This window comes from Halomonas sp. DP8Y7-1, assembly GCF_019801685.1.
In the GTDB taxonomy this organism is placed as follows: Bacteria; Pseudomonadota; Gammaproteobacteria; order Pseudomonadales; family Halomonadaceae; genus Halomonas; species Halomonas litopenaei_A.
Map to the genome: position 1 here is coordinate 222,774 of NZ_JAHVIN010000005.1, position 14,222 is coordinate 236,995.

The window sequence follows — 14,222 nt, forward strand, 5'->3', positions numbered from 1 at the left end:
TGTTGCGCGAATGGCGGTAGCTGGTGCGAAATTTGACCAAATAAGCACACCGACACTGCGCCCCTATCAGCAGCAGGCCGTGGCGCACGTGGTCAGTCACTTTCGTCGCAGCGATGACCCCGCCGTGGTGGTGCTGCCCACGGGCAGTGGCAAGTCACTGGTGATTGCTGAATTGGCACGGCTGGCCAAGGGCCGTGTGCTGGTCCTTGCCCATGTGCGGGAACTGGTGGAACAGAATCACGCCAAGTATCTGGCCTACGGCCTGGAGGCAGATATTTTCAGCGCGGGCCTTGGCCGTAAGGAAAGCGCTCGGCAGGTCGTGTTTGGCTCGGTGCAGTCGGTGGTGCGCCATCTGGATGCTGTCACTGATGAACAGAACGCCCACGGGCCTTTTACCTTGCTGGTGATCGATGAGTGTCACCGGGTGTCGCTGGAGGCCTCGTCTTCCTACCATCGGGTCATTGATCACCTGCGTCAGCGCAACGCTTCGCTCAAGGTGCTGGGCCTGACGGCGACGCCTTATCGGCTGGGGCAGGGGTTTCTCTATCATCGTCATCACCATGGCATGGTGCGGGGGGATGAAGACTGCTTCTTTCGCGACTGTGTGTTCGAACAGCCGCTGAGGCTGATGGTACGCCAGGGCTACCTGGCCAAGCCGGTCAAGATTGATGCGGCGGTGGCACGTTACGATTTTTCCCGACTGGTGCCGGGCAGCACCGGTATCTACCGCGAAGAGGACCTGAATCGTGTCGTGGCAGGTCACCGTGCGACGCCTGGCATCATCAGTGAAGTGATGGAGCGCGCTGCCGATCGTCAGGGGGTGATGCTGTTCGCGGCCAGCGTAGCCCACGCTGAGGAAATTCTGGGCTATCTGCCCGCGGCGGACGCCGCCTTGATCACCGGAGCCACCGCTGGGGACGAGCGCACCCGGATCATCGATGCGTTCAAGGCCAAACGCCTCAAGTATCTGGTCAATGTGTCGGTGCTGACCACTGGGTTTGATGCGCCCCATGTGGACCTGATTGCGATCCTGAGGCCTACGGAGTCGGTCGGTCTGTACCAGCAGATCGTCGGCCGGGGCCTGCGTCTGTCACCGGGCAAGCAAGACTGCCTGATCCTGGACTATGCCGGTAACCCTTGGGACCTGTACGCGCCTGAGGTGGGAAGCCCGCGTCCAGACAGCGATAGCGAGCCGGTTCAGGTGCCTTGCCCACAGTGCGGACATGCCAACCTTTTCTGGGGAAAGCGTGATGGCGAACTGGTGATCGAGCACTTCGGTCGGCGCTGTCAGGGGCTGGTCGATGCCCAGGGGCAGGCGTTGACGCAGGCGGAGCCAGGTGCAAGGCAGTGCGATTTCCGCTTCCGCTTCAAGACCTGCGGCGACTGCGGCGCAGAGAACGATATTGCGGGGCGACGCTGCCATGGGTGTCAGGCGTTGCTGGTGGATGCCGATGACAAGCTGCGCGACGCGCTCAAGCTGAAGGATGCCAGAGTGCTCCGAGTCTCGGGCATGCAGCTTGAGGCGACCACCAACGGTCGTGGCCTGCCTCGGCTCAAGGTCACCTATCACGACGAAGATGGCGCCAGTCTGTCGGAGTGGTTCGCGCTGGAAACGCCGGCACAGCGCAGGGCCTTTACGGCGATCTTTTTGCGTGATCACGCCCGTGCACCTGGGGTAGAACTGGCGCCGTCGACGCCGCAGCAGGTCTGCGACGATCAGCACCGGCTGAGAGCGCCGGACTTTGTGGTGGGGCGCAAGGTGGGGCGGCACTGGCAGATTCGCGAGAAATTATTCGACTACCGTGGTCGCTACCGCACCGCCGACAGCGCGCAGTAGTGCCGTAGTGCAAAAGTGCAAGAGTGCAAAAGTGCAAGAGTGCAAAAGCGCAGGCAGCGCGGAGCATGCGCTGTCGTCTGCAGCCAGGGAACGACCGTCCCTGTCGTCGTGGCTCGAGGCTAGTGAGCAGACGCTTCAGGGCACCGGTCTCGGCTTAGCCAGAACGCGCAGAGCTTGATAAGCTGGGCGATCGGTAACGCAGCGGTAGTTCTTTCATGTCGGTCTCACATCGGGGCCAGATCCAACGCGACCAGGTTCACGTGTGTGAGTGATTTGCCGACAACCAGCGAGAACGACGCCGGGGGGGAGGACGCTTCCTCGACGAACACGGCGTCTGCACCGACCCAGGTGCAGGCATTGGGCCGGCTGTTTGATGAGCCGATCACCGAATTACCCGAAGATCTCTACATTCCCCCCGAGGCGCTGCGGGTGTTTCTCGAGGCGTTCGAGGGACCGCTTGATCTGCTGCTTTATCTGATTCGCCGCCAGAATCTCGACATCTTGTCGATCAATGTCGCTGCCATTACCCATCAGTACATCGAGTATGTCGAGCTGATGAAGGCCATGGAGATCGAGCTGGCGGGCGAGTACCTGCTGATGGCGGCGATGCTGGCCGAGATCAAGTCGCGTACCCTGCTGCCGCGGCCGCCGAAGAGTGAAGACGGCGATGAAGACGAAGATCCTCGTGCCGAGCTGATTCGGCGCCTGCAGGAATACGAGCGGCTCAAGCTGGCGGCCGAAGCGTTGGCCGAGCTTCCGCGGATAGGTCGCGACTGGTTTCCGGCCCGAGCGGTACTGCCTCCGGTGGAGTCGCGGGTCATCCACCCCGAGGTGGAACTCGACGAGTTGCTGGGTGCCCTGGCGGGCATCCTGCGTCGCGCCGAACTCAACCAGGCGCACCAGATCGAGAGCGAGGTGCTGTCCACCCGCGAGCGCATGCTGGCCATCATGGAGCGCCTGACCCATGAGCACTACACGCCCTTCGAGGCATTGTTCTCGCTGGAGGAAGGTCGGGCCGGCGTGGTGGTCACTTTTATGGCGATCCTTGAGCTGGCCAAGGAAGCGATGATCGAGATTGTGCAGAATGCGCCGATGTCACCGATCCACGTCCGAGCGAGACTGGCCGGCGACGAGGAAGAAGACCCCTACGAGGCGCTCGACGATGACGGCGAAAGCGCGTTCGATGTCGAGCCATTCGCGGAAGGGGGATTGGAAGAGGAGATGCTGGACGGCGACATATCCGGCCAGGATAGCTTGGACGATGGGCACGGTGATGCCTACGATGAGTCTGCACCAGCCTCCACCGGAGAGGGGCTGAGCGAGGGAGACAAGCCCGCATGAGCGTGATGGAAACGCCCGATGCGCTGGACGAGATCGTCGAGGCAGCGCTGTTGGCTGCCGGTCAGCCGCTGGCGCTGGACCGGCTTGAGCAGCTGTTTGACGATCATGAACGTCCGACCAGACGACGTCTCAAGGAGGCGCTCGAGCGTCTGACCGAGCGCCACGTCAGTGGTGCCATGGAGCTGATCGAGACCGCCTCGGGATACCAGCTGCGGATTCGTCCGCGCCTGGCGAACTGGGTGGCGAGGCTGTGGGACGAGCGGCCTCAGCGATATTCCCGCGCCCTGCTGGAAACGCTGGCGCTGATTGCCTACCGTCAGCCGGTCACCCGCGGCGATATTGAAGAGGTGCGCGGCGTGACCGTAAGCGGTTCGATCATGCGGACGTTGCTGGATCGTGGCTGGATTCGTGTGGTGGGACACCGGGATGTACCGGGCCGTCCGGCGGTCTACGCCACCACCCGCAGCTTCCTTGATGACTTCGGCCTCAAGACGCTGGATGAACTGCCGCCGATGCATGAACTAAAGCAGTTCGAGGAATTTGATACCGAGGATGAGCCGCCTCCGCCACCTCCCGCGCTGCTGTCCCAGGCCGACGAGCCTGTGGAGGATGATCTCCAGGAGGACCTTCAGGATAACCTTCAGGAAGGCCAAGGATTGGATGAGGCAGACGTCCCGCACCAGAACTCTGGGACGGCTGAGGGTGGGGCAGGCGATCAAACTGAGGCGCCCATTGAGGGCGCCGACACGACGGCCGGGATGGCCGACGAGCAGCACGCCGGGAAGGCGTCCGAGCGGGCAGGGCTGAGCTTCGCCGATCTTGAAGCCAGGCTGTCCGAACGCGCCCGGGGCCGCGTCGACGATGACACTGCCTCGGGGGTGGAACCCACAGAAAGCGAGAACGATGAATGACGACCACCAGCGAAAAACTGCAAAAGGTGCTGGCCCGTGCCGGCCTGGGATCCCGCCGCGAGATGGAGACCGCGATCTCCGATGGACGGGTCAAGGTCAATGGCTCGGTGGCGACTCTGGGTGATCGGGTCGAGGCCCGCGATAGAGTCAGCTTTGATGATCGGCCGATTACCTTGCGCGCGGCCGATGAGGTGCCGCGTCGGGTGATCATGTACAACAAGCCGGAGGGCGAGCTGTGCACGCGCAAGGATCCGGAGGGGCGTCGTACCGTGTTCGACCGGTTGCCGCGTCTCAAGGGAGAGCGCTGGATTGCCATCGGGCGACTCGACATCAACACCAGCGGCTTGCTGCTGTTCACCACTGACGGCGAGCTGGCCAACCGCTTGATGCACCCTTCCACCGAGGTCGAACGCGAATACGCGGTTCGCGTTATGGGGGAGGTCAAGCGCGAGCATGTCGTGGCCATGGTCGACGGCGTGATGCTGGAAGATGGCCCGGCACGCTTCACCGACGTGCAGGAGTTCGGCGGTGAGGGCATCAATACCTGGTTCCATGTGGTGATCATGGAAGGGCGTAACCGTGAGGTCAGACGCTTGTGGGAGTCGCAAGGCCTCACCGTGAGTCGCCTCAAGCGTGTGCGCTACGGCAACATCTTCCTCGACAAGCGCGCCAAGGCCGGAGAGTGGGTGGAGCTGTCCCAGGACGAGGTGGACGATCTTGCCAGCGTGGCGGGACTTGAGTCGCGCAAGGTGCCTGAGCTGACCCCTGATGAAAAGAACCGTTGGAGCCGTGACAAGCACAAGCGCCGTCCGGTACAGACCATGAAGCGTGGTGGCAAGCCTGCCCGCAAGGGCTGATGTTGGTAGCGCGAAGGCGAGCCCGGACCTGGGCCGGGTGCAGCGTTGAGGTGCCCCACGGATATGCCCCGAGGGACAAGAAAACACAGGTAATGAAAAAAAGGCTTGCGTCTAAAGGGGCATATCCGTAATATCTGCACCCGTTCGGAAGGGTCGTTAGCTCAGTTGGTAGAGCAGTTGGCTTTTAACCAATTGGTCGTAGGTTCGAATCCTACACGACCCACCAACCGAACCTGTGCATGGTCAGGCTGATTGCCTCCATGATTGGGTCGTTAGCTCAGTTGGTAGAGCAGTTGGCTTTTAACCAATTGGTCGTAGGTTCGAATCCTACACGACCCACCAGTTTCGCGGCCCTCGCTCTTCGGAGCGGGGGCCGTTTTTGTTGGGTATTCATGACGCTGCACGCTGGCATAGGGCCACGGCCCGTTGCCGTCAGGCCCGCCAGACCGAGACACACCGGTGTGCTGGCGTCATTCCTTGGTCAGCTTGACGCAGCGGAACTCGGCATCCTGTGGTTGCTGGGTTAAACTGTGTAGCAGCTCGCCGTAGCGATAGACGCATGGGCGAGGGTGAGGACCCCACATGGAGGGTGCCGCCGGCCTGAAGGGCTGGCCGCTCTGACGGAGGTCCTCCTGGCGTGCCATGCAGCGGATGGCTGGTGGCACTGTCCCATCTGCAGGGGGATTCCCTGCCGGTCACAGTGGTAGACACGATGACAATCATGACTTCCCGCGCCGAGATCCGAGAGCATCTCGCGCGTCCCTACTGCCCCACCCGTATTCCCTCGGAAGACGCCGCTCGCGTCGATGAGATCAAGCGACTGCTGAAGGCCAATAATGCCGTGCTGGTCGCACACTACTACACCGATGATGCGATCCAGCAGCTTGCCGAGGAGACCGGCGGCTGCGTGGCAGACTCGCTTGAGATGGCGCGCTTTGGCGCCCGCCACGAGGCAGACACCCTGGTAGTGGCCGGCGTGCGCTTCATGGGCGAAACGGCCAAGATCCTGTCACCGGAAAAGCGTGTGCTGATGCCAACGCTGGAGGCGACCTGCTCGCTGGATGTGGGCTGCCCCGCGGACGAGTTCGCCGCTTTCTGCGACGCGCATCCAGATCGCACCGTGGTGGTTTACGCCAACACGTCGGCGGCGGTGAAGGCCCGTGCCGACTGGGTCGTCACCTCATCCATCGCGGTCGACGTGATCGAGCACCTCAAGGCCAAGGGCGAGAAGATCCTGTGGGCGCCGGACAAGCACCTGGGCGGCTACATCCAGAAGCACACGGGTGCCGACATGCTGCTCTGGGATGGCGCCTGTATCGTCCACGAAGAGTTCAAGGCCAAGGGCGTCGAGGATCTGAAGTCGGTCTATCCCGATGCCGCCGTACTGGTTCACCCGGAGTCACCGGAAGCGGTGGTCAGCCTGGCCGATGTGGCCGGCTCCACGTCGCAGCTGATCAAGGCCGCCAAGGAATTGCCCAACGACAAGCTGATCGTGGCCACCGACCGCGGCATCTTCTTCAAGATGCAGCAGGCTGTGCCCGAGAAGACACTGTTTGAAGCGCCTACTGCCGGTAATGGCGCCACCTGTCGCAGCTGCGCGCATTGTCCCTGGATGGCGATGAACGCCCTCGACAATCTGGCAGAAGCACTGAGGCATGGCTCGGGTGAGATTCAGGTCAGTGATGCATTGCGGGTTCAGGCGCTCAAGCCGCTGACGCGGATGCTCGAGTTCCAGGCCTGAGATCGTCGCTGGAGAACGCTTGCCGCAAGAAACGCCCACGAGGCCCTAGATGAAGAGGGATCTCGTGGGCGTTGTCGTTGTCGCTAGCGGAATTTTTCCATCGTGCGGCGGTAGTCGAGGAAAGCGTCGCGGCGTCGCTGAATGCTGGCTCTGGCGTTAAGGTCGCCCTGACGATCCGCCACCGCTTCGGCCACCTCCAGCTGACGAATGGCGCGATCGATCTCGCCGGTCAGCTGCAGCTGTTCGGCACGCGCCAGGTGCCCCCACGCTTCGCGACCGCTGCGGCCTGCGGCTTCGGCCAACAGCCCGAAGACGGTGGGGTCTTCAGGGCGCCGTTGAGCCAGATCGAACAGCTCGCGATAGGCCGCATCGGGGTCACGCTGAAGCAGCGCTTCGCCCAGCAGTTGGCTGGTGGGGGGGTATCCCGGCATCAGTCGCAGCTGGCGTTGAGCGCGTGCGATGGCATCATCCACGCGGCCGCCTTCCAGTGCGACCTGGACGGCGCTGGCCGGAAGCAGCGCAGTGTCCGGGTGAGCCCTGGAGAGGCTGTCCAGCGCCGAGAGAGCCGTATCGGCCTGACCCGAGCGGGCGTCGATCAAGGCTTGCAGGTAGCGTTGTGCGTCGGCGGGTGCCTGGTCTTGACGTAGTACCGTCAGGGCTTGTCCTGGGGCGCGCTCGTGGATCGCCAGCAGCGCCCTGGCCCGGATGAGCTGGTACTGCAGGTCGTCCGGTGCGGAGCCGCTGACGCGCGTCTGGTTGACCCTTGACTGGGTATCGCTGATGCGTGACTCGGTAATCGGGTGGGTCAACAGGAATTCGGGAGGAGTGCCGCCTTGCAGGCTCATCATGCGCTGCATGGAGCGGAACATATCCACCATCGCCTGGGGGTCGTAGCCGGCGTTGGCCATCGCCTGCAGCCCGATGCGATCGGCCTCTTCCTCATAGCGACGGGAGTAACGCAGCTGGTCCTGGATCATCGCCGCCTGGCTGCCTGCCAGTGCAGCGATGCCAGCGTCGCCGGCGCCACTGGCGGCCAGGATCAAACCTGCCAGCATGGTGGCCATGGCGGGAACCTGGGTTTGTTCCGCGCGAGCCTTGCTGCGCGCGTAGTGTCGCTGGGACAGGTGCCCCAGCTCGTGGGCCAGAACCGAGGCGACCTCAGCTTCATGGGTGGCGAAGCCGAACAGGCCGCTGTTGACCCCGACCACACCTCCGGGAACGGCAAAGGCATTGAGGGTCTTGTTGTCGACCAGGGTAACCGCGATATTGATCCCGCCCAGATCGCTGTAAGGCACCAGACGGCCTACCAGGGTTTCCACGTAGTGCTGGGCCAGCGGGTCCCGCCATTCCGGTACGTGGGCGCGAAACTGGCGTAGCCAGGCTCGGCCTAGGCGGGTTTCCTCACCGCTGATGGCGTTGCTGCCGGTGGACATCAGCGAGGGCAGGTCGAGCTCTCTGGGCTCATTCAGTCGAATGCCCTGGTCCAGGTACTGTGCCTGGGCGAGGGGCGCGGTCTGGGTCAGGGCCATAACGAGGATCAACCCCGCGCTGGGCAGGGGGCGAACGGTGGCGGCGAACAGCGATCGCTTGAGCATCGTGATCCTCGTCGATAGCGATGAAGGGGTTGCCTTGGGACATTGATTCGGCCGGAAAAGTGCCTTTAAATCAAAGTGCCTCAAATTTGCCAGCGGGGCTGTATGCCCATGGGGTGGCAACGCTTGGGGCGGACCAATATCGCATTCTCTCGGGAGAGATCATGGCAGTGCAACCTGACGATGTGCTAGATGCGTGCGGACTTCCCTGTCCGCTGCCGCTGCTGAAGGCGAAGCAGGCGCTTTCACGCCTGGCGCCTGGGCAGTTGCTGGAAGTCAGGGCGACCGACGCCGGCTCCTGGCGAGATTTCGAGAGCTTTGCCGAGCATAGTTCTCATGTGCTGGAAGGGCGTGAACAGCGCGACGATGTCTATGTCTATTGGCTGCGCAAGGCGGGTGACGCATGAGCCTGCGGACGGTATTCCGTAGCTGGGTAGACCACTATTTCTCGGATGAGGAAGCGGTTCTGCTGCTGGTGCTGCTGGTGGCCGGCTTTGCGGTGGTGATCTGGCTGGGCCAGATGCTGGCGCCGTTCCTCACCGCTCTGGTAGTGGCCTTTCTGTTGCAGGGCGCGGTCAACAGCCTGACGCGACGCAAGGTGCCGCATCTCGTCGCGGTAATGACCGTCTTCCTGGCCTTCGTCGGTGTGCTGCTGGCGATGGCGCTGGTGTTGCTGCCGCTGATCTGGAATCAGCTGGCGAGCCTGATACAGGAAGCACCAAGGATGTTCGCCGCCGGCCAGCAGATGCTGGATGACCTGCAGATGAGCTACCCCCAGCTGATCACTCCAGACCTGGTCCAGGACTGGATCGGGGTGCTGAGCCGTGAAGCAACGCAGTTGAGCCAGCGCGCGCTGACGCTGTCGCTGGCTTCCCTCGGCAACGTGCTGGGATTGATCATCTATCTGGTGCTGGTGCCGATTCTGGTGCTGTTCATGCTCAAGGATCGTGATCGCCTGGTGGGCTTCACGGTGTCACTGCTGCCGGCCAAGCGTGATCTGATGACGCGGGTATGGAAGGAGATGGACTGCCAGATTGCCAACTATGTGCGGGGTAAGGCGACGGAAATTGTCATCGTCGGGACGGTGACGTTTTTCACCTTCGCCTTTTTCGGTCTGCCTTACTCAGCGCTGCTGGCGGTGCTGGTGGGGTTCTCCGTGCTGGTGCCTTACATCGGCGCAGCGGTGGCGACACTGCCCGTGGCGGCAGTGGCAGGATTTCATTTCGGCCTGGGGGATCAGTTTCTGTATGTCATCGTCGCCTATGGGGTCATCCAGGCGCTGGATGGCAACGTGCTGGTGCCGGTGCTGTTTTCCGAAGCGGTCAACCTGCATCCGGTGTCGATCATTCTGGCGGTGCTGTTCTTCGGCGGCGTGTGGGGCTTCTGGGGGGTGTTCTTTGCGATCCCGCTGGCGACCCTGCTCAAGGCGCTGGTCTATGCCTGGCCACGGGGCATCAAGGAGCGCAGCATGGCCAGGCTACCGGGGAGTACCGGCACCGACGGCTGATCTCGCGCGTCGATGCCGGTCGGTCAGTGGATGCGACGGGTCGTCCCCGTCGCGGCCTGGCCCTGCTGCTAGCGCTGGGCGTTCAGTTCCTGCGCTGCTTCCAGCACTTCTTCCACATGGCCTTTCACCTTGACCTTGCGCCACTCCCTGGCCAGTCGCCCTTCAGCGTCGATCAGAAAGGTGCTGCGCTCGATACCCAGGTGTTCCTTGCCGTAAAGCTTCTTGAGCTTGATGACGTCAAATAGCTGGCAGACGGCTTCGTCCTTGTCGGAGATCAGCTCGAAGTTGAAGGACTGCTTGGCCTTGAAGTTCTCCTGGGCGCGGATGCCATCCCGAGACACGCCAACAACCAGCGTGTTGGCAGCATCAAAGTCGGCCTTGTGGTCCCGGAAGTCGCCCCCTTCGGTGGTGCAGCCGGGGGTGCTGGCCTTGGGATAGAAATAGACCACGACCTGGCGGCCACGTTGCTCGGCCAGAGAGAAGGTGGTGTCACCGGTGGCGGTGGCGCTGAAGTCGGGGACCTGTTCGCCAACAGTTACAGTCATGGGGGCTCCGAAATTGGCGTAGATGGATGTCCGATTACACGCAATGCAACACGCTATGTAAAGACGCGGCTGTACAGGGTATGGCCGCCTGAGTACCATTTGTGCTCTGGTCACGATCACGCTTCCCCGGGTCGCGACCCCCTTGGCCAACCACGCTTGCCGGAATCGCGGAAATCAGGTGTTTGGCAAGCCGACAACAGAGGAACAACGAGGATGATCACGGGCAGTATCGTCGCTCTGGCGACACCGATGAAGGCCAATGGCGATATCGACTGGGAAGTGTTGCGCAAACTGGTTAACTTTCACCTGGATAACGGTACCGATGCCATCGTGGCGGCGGGCACCACCGGTGAGCCCACGACCATGACCTTTGCCGAGCATTTCGATGTGATTCGCACGGTAGTGGAAGAGGTCAATGGCCGTATTCCCGTTATCGCAGGCACTGGCTCCAACAACACCACCGAGGCGGTGGAGCTGACCCGCTACGCCAAGGAAGTCGGTGCCGACTACTGTCTGACCGTGGCGCCTTACTACAACAAGCCGACCCAGGAAGGCTTGTACCAGCACTTCAAGGTCATCGCCGAGACCAGTGACTTGCCGGTGATCCTCTACAACGTGCCGGGCCGTACCTGCTCCGATATCTACAACGAGACGGTGCTGCGTCTGGCCGAGGTGGATAATATTATCGGCCTGAAGGACGCCACCGGTAACCTGGAGCGGGCAGAGGACCTGATCGAACGCCTCGAAGGCAGCGACTTCATGCTGTATTCCGGCGATGATGCCACGGCCTGTGACTTCATGCTGATGGGCGGCCACGGTGATATCTCGGTTACGGCCAACGTCGCACCCAAGGCCATGCACGACCTGTGTGTCGCCGCGATTGCCGGCGAGACGGAAAAAGCGCACCAGATCAACACGCGGTTGCTGCCACTGCACACCAATCTCGGCATCGAGGCCAACCCGATTCCCGTGAAGTGGGCGCTCAACCGTATGGGCATTATCGAGCCGGGGATCCGCTTGCCGCTGACCTGGCTCAGCGAGAAATACCACTCCACCATCAGCGAAGCGCTGCAGCTGGCGGGACTGATCGAGGACTGATGCTGCGGCATTCCTCTCGGTCGTGATGACGTGGACTCAATTATCAACCAAGGTGGACGCATGAATTCTGCGCTTAAAGGATTGCCGCTGGCGATGATCGCGGCACTGGCTTTGGCTGGCTGTGCCAAGGAAGGGCACTATCACGACCGCAACGAGGACTATGCTGACGCTCGGCAGGCCGCTCCTCTGACGCTGCCTGGCACCCGGGACCAGAGCCGCTACCGCGACATCATGCCGGTGCCTCAGGCGAGCGGCAGTTTCTATGCTCGCGAGGGTGACTTTGCGGCGCCCTTGCCTCAGACCTTGTCAGCCAGCACCGCGGTGGCTGCCGGTGATGTGGCGGTGCGAGAAACCGATGCAGATCGCTGGCTGGTGGTGGGTGCTGCGCCCGCGGTGGTTTGGCCAGAGCTTGAGCGCTTTGCCGAGCAGCGGGGACTCGAGATCACGCGCAGTGATAGCGCCGCTGGGGTTATCGAGACTTCCGACGCCAGCCTGTTGCTGCGTCAGGGGCTGCGCACGGGCACCAGCGAGATTCGCTGTGATACCGCAGGGCAGCTCAACCGTCTGTGCCTGAACTCGCTGCAGCGTCATTTCGAGGCTCGCAGCGCCTCCGCAAGTATCGCGTCGGCCTCGGCCCAGCAGGCGACGGATCGTCAGAGCATCCGCTTCGAGCCCCGCGGCGACGATTGGGTGATGGTGTTGCCCTTCGACATTGACCGGGCCTATGCCGAACTGGCGTTCCAGCTCGAGAATAACTTCGATATGGAAGATCGTCGCGAGCTGGTCTCTGCAGATGAAGCCAGCAAGCGGTTTGTCATCGACTACGTGACCGAAAGCGAGCGCACCCGCGGCTTCGTCGACTCGCTGATGTCCATGGACCTGACCGAGTCGATGCATCGCGTCGAGATGCGGCTGACGCCTCAGGGACAAGAGACATTGATGGAAGCTCGGGCAGTCGATGACGAGCCTCTGTCCGGTGACGACCAGCGTGAGCTGCTGCAGCGCATGGAGGGCTTGCTGCGCTGATGGGGGAAGGATCTACCAGCGAGTCGGTGCACCGAGGCCTTCGCTTTGCCTCTCTCGGGAGCGGTAGCAAGGGCAATGCGACCTTGGTGACCGACGGCGATGCGCTTTTGTTGGTTGACTGTGGTTTTGCGCTGAAGGAAGCCGAGCGACGCCTGGCTCGGCTAGGCGTTCACCCGCGGCAGATCGACGCCGTGCTGGTTACCCATGAGCACGGTGATCATGTGCGTGGTGTGGGCCCGCTGGCGCGCCGTTACGATCTGCCGGTGCACCTGACGCCCGGCACCTGGTTATCGGGAAAGCTGGGGCGCCTGCCTCGTACCCATTGGATCACTCCCCAGTCTCGGTTTGCGGTGAAGGGGCTGGAGGTCGATGCCGTCACGGTGCCTCACGATGCCAGAGAACCCGTGCAGTTCCGCATCAGCGCCAGCGATATTCGACTGGGATTGTTGACGGATCTGGGACACCCCACCGAGCACGTCCAGAGAGCGTTTCGCGGCTGCGATGCGCTCGTTCTCGAATGTAATCATGATGTCCAGATGCTCGCAGATGGCCCCTATCCGCCCAGCCTCAAACGTCGAGTGGGCGGGCATTGGGGGCACCTGGCCAATGCCCAGGCCTCGGCACTGCTGACCACACTGGGGCTGGACCGCCTTCAGCGTATCGTCTGCTCGCATCTGTCGGAGCATAATAATCGCCCCGAACTCGCTCTGGAGGCTCTGATGCCTCTGATGAGCGGCGATGAATCTCGCCTGACCGTGGCTGCCCAGGACGACGGCCTGGATTGGCAAGCGATCCATTGATTCAGGACTTCGGTCCTTTGACTAAGAACCCTTTTGATTGCCTGTGGAGGCACCCATGGAAAAGCGCGAAGAACTCTATGCCGGTAAGGCCAAGTCCGTCTACGCCACCGATGATCCTGATCGGCTGATTTTGCACTTCCGAGATGATACTAGCGCCTTCGATGGTCGCCGCATGGAATCGCTGGAGCGCAAGGGCAAGGTCAATAACCGCTTCAATGCCTTTATCATGGCGAAGCTGGAGGAAGCGGGCATTCCCACCCACGTCGAGACACTGCTGTCGGATACCGAGTGTGTGGTCAAGAAGCTCGACATGATTCCGGTGGAGTGTGTGGTGCGCAATATCGCCGCCGGTAGCCTGGTCAAGCGACTAGGGGTGGAAGAAGGTCAGGCACTCAATCCACCGACGTTTGAACTGTTTCTGAAGAATGACGAGCTGCATGACCCCATGGTCAACGAGTCGCTGGCCGAAAGCTTCGGCTGGGCAACCTCGGAGCAGCTTGCGGAAATGAAGGCACTGACCTTCAAGGTGAATGAGGTGCTGAAACAGCTGTTTGCTGATGGCGGCATGCTGCTGGTGGACTACAAGCTGGAGTTCGGTGTCTTTCACGGAAAGATTGTGCTGGGAGACGAATTCTCGCCTGATGGGTGTCGCCTTTGGGACGCCGAAACACGAGAAAAGCTCGACAAGGATCGTTTTCGTCAGGGGCTCGGCGGCGTCATCGAGGCCTATGAAGAAGTCGGTCGGCGTATCGGCATCGATTTCAGCTGATAGAGCTGCGCAGTCTCTCTTTTGCTCTGCCATATCGCGCATAGCGCCCGGACATTGGTCCGGGCGTTTTTTTTGGGTATGAATTTTTTGCGTCTTCCTAAAATCGGGGAAAGGGACTGATATTCAGGGGTAGGGCAAGGGGCAAGGGTGGGAGTCTATAAATTTATTAGCATTTTATTTTGAGATATGTCGGCATTA

At 61.8% G+C, this 14,222-nt stretch carries 13 protein-coding genes and 2 tRNA genes; 13 read left to right on the forward strand and 2 right to left on the reverse strand.

The window, feature by feature from the left end:
- Positions 1-10: 10 nt before the first annotated feature.
- The 7 genes from KUV41_RS06415 to nadA all read left to right on the forward strand — a co-directional run bounded on the left by KUV41_RS06415 (position 11) and on the right by nadA (position 6,687).
- Positions 11-1,837 carry a DEAD/DEAH box helicase gene (locus KUV41_RS06415; RefSeq protein ID WP_222485047.1) on the forward strand — a complete coding sequence of 609 codons (1,827 nt, stop codon included), beginning with the start codon at positions 11-13 and terminating at the stop codon, positions 1,835-1,837.
- Between the two features lie 348 nt (positions 1,838-2,185).
- Complete coding sequence (locus tag KUV41_RS06420) at positions 2,186-3,178, forward strand: segregation and condensation protein A (RefSeq protein ID WP_224851873.1); 993 nt, start codon at positions 2,186-2,188, stop codon at positions 3,176-3,178.
- Positions 3,175-4,089 (forward strand): SMC-Scp complex subunit ScpB, encoded by a 915-nt coding sequence (gene scpB, locus KUV41_RS06425; RefSeq protein WP_222485049.1) that lies wholly within the window; start codon positions 3,175-3,177, stop codon positions 4,087-4,089. Before KUV41_RS06420 ends, scpB begins: the two co-directional genes overlap by 4 nt.
- Positions 4,086-4,946 (forward strand): 23S rRNA pseudouridine(2605) synthase RluB, encoded by an 861-nt coding sequence (rluB, locus tag KUV41_RS06430; protein WP_222161647.1) that lies wholly within the window; start codon positions 4,086-4,088, stop codon positions 4,944-4,946. Before scpB ends, rluB begins: the two co-directional genes overlap by 4 nt.
- Before the next feature lie 150 nt (positions 4,947-5,096).
- Positions 5,097-5,172, forward strand: a tRNA-Lys gene (locus KUV41_RS06435).
- A gap of 40 nt (positions 5,173-5,212) precedes the next feature.
- A tRNA-Lys gene (locus KUV41_RS06440) sits at positions 5,213-5,288 on the forward strand.
- Positions 5,289-5,658: 370 nt separating this feature from the next.
- Complete coding sequence (gene nadA / locus KUV41_RS06445; protein ID WP_222161648.1) at positions 5,659-6,687, forward strand: quinolinate synthase NadA; 1,029 nt, start codon at positions 5,659-5,661, stop codon at positions 6,685-6,687.
- Positions 6,688-6,770: 83 nt separating this feature from the next.
- On the opposite strand, the gene KUV41_RS06450 is transcribed toward nadA, so the two are convergent.
- Positions 6,771-8,282 (reverse strand): M48 family metalloprotease, encoded by a 1,512-nt coding sequence (locus KUV41_RS06450; protein WP_224851853.1) that lies wholly within the window; start codon positions 8,280-8,282, stop codon positions 6,771-6,773.
- Positions 8,283-8,443: 161 nt separating this feature from the next.
- Here KUV41_RS06450 and KUV41_RS06455 point away from each other — a divergent pair, with 161 nt between their 5' ends.
- Positions 8,444-8,686 carry a sulfurtransferase TusA family protein gene (locus KUV41_RS06455; RefSeq protein WP_206940041.1) on the forward strand — a complete coding sequence of 81 codons (243 nt, stop codon included), beginning with the start codon at positions 8,444-8,446 and terminating at the stop codon, positions 8,684-8,686.
- The gene (locus KUV41_RS06460; RefSeq protein WP_206940039.1) at positions 8,683-9,786 is read left to right on the forward strand and encodes an AI-2E family transporter; all 1,104 of its coding nucleotides are present in this window, start codon (positions 8,683-8,685) and stop codon (positions 9,784-9,786) included. The genes KUV41_RS06455 and KUV41_RS06460 overlap by 4 nt, the downstream gene beginning before the upstream one ends.
- Positions 9,787-9,854: 68 nt before the next feature.
- On the opposite strand, the gene KUV41_RS06465 is transcribed toward KUV41_RS06460, so the two are convergent.
- Positions 9,855-10,331 (reverse strand): peroxiredoxin, encoded by a 477-nt coding sequence (locus KUV41_RS06465; protein WP_222161649.1) that lies wholly within the window; start codon positions 10,329-10,331, stop codon positions 9,855-9,857.
- A 213-nt stretch (positions 10,332-10,544) separates the two neighbouring features.
- On the opposite strand from KUV41_RS06465, the gene dapA reads away from it, so the two are divergent.
- From dapA to purC, 4 genes are read left to right on the forward strand one after another with little or no spacing between them, the layout of a single operon-like run.
- Positions 10,545-11,429 carry a 4-hydroxy-tetrahydrodipicolinate synthase gene (gene dapA / locus KUV41_RS06470; protein WP_206940035.1) on the forward strand — a complete coding sequence of 295 codons (885 nt, stop codon included), beginning with the start codon at positions 10,545-10,547 and terminating at the stop codon, positions 11,427-11,429.
- Positions 11,430-11,489: 60 nt separating this feature from the next.
- Entirely contained in the window at positions 11,490-12,455 is a 966-nt protein-coding gene (locus KUV41_RS06475; protein ID WP_222161650.1) for a lipoprotein-34, read from the forward strand.
- Positions 12,455-13,255 (forward strand): MBL fold metallo-hydrolase, encoded by an 801-nt coding sequence (locus KUV41_RS06480; RefSeq protein ID WP_222161651.1) that lies wholly within the window; start codon positions 12,455-12,457, stop codon positions 13,253-13,255. The genes KUV41_RS06475 and KUV41_RS06480 overlap by 1 nt, the downstream gene beginning before the upstream one ends.
- Before the next feature lie 55 nt (positions 13,256-13,310).
- Positions 13,311-14,024, forward strand: a complete 714-nt coding sequence (gene purC / locus KUV41_RS06485) for a phosphoribosylaminoimidazolesuccinocarboxamide synthase (protein WP_206940029.1) — start codon at positions 13,311-13,313, stop codon at positions 14,022-14,024.
- Positions 14,025-14,222 lie beyond the last annotated feature (198 nt).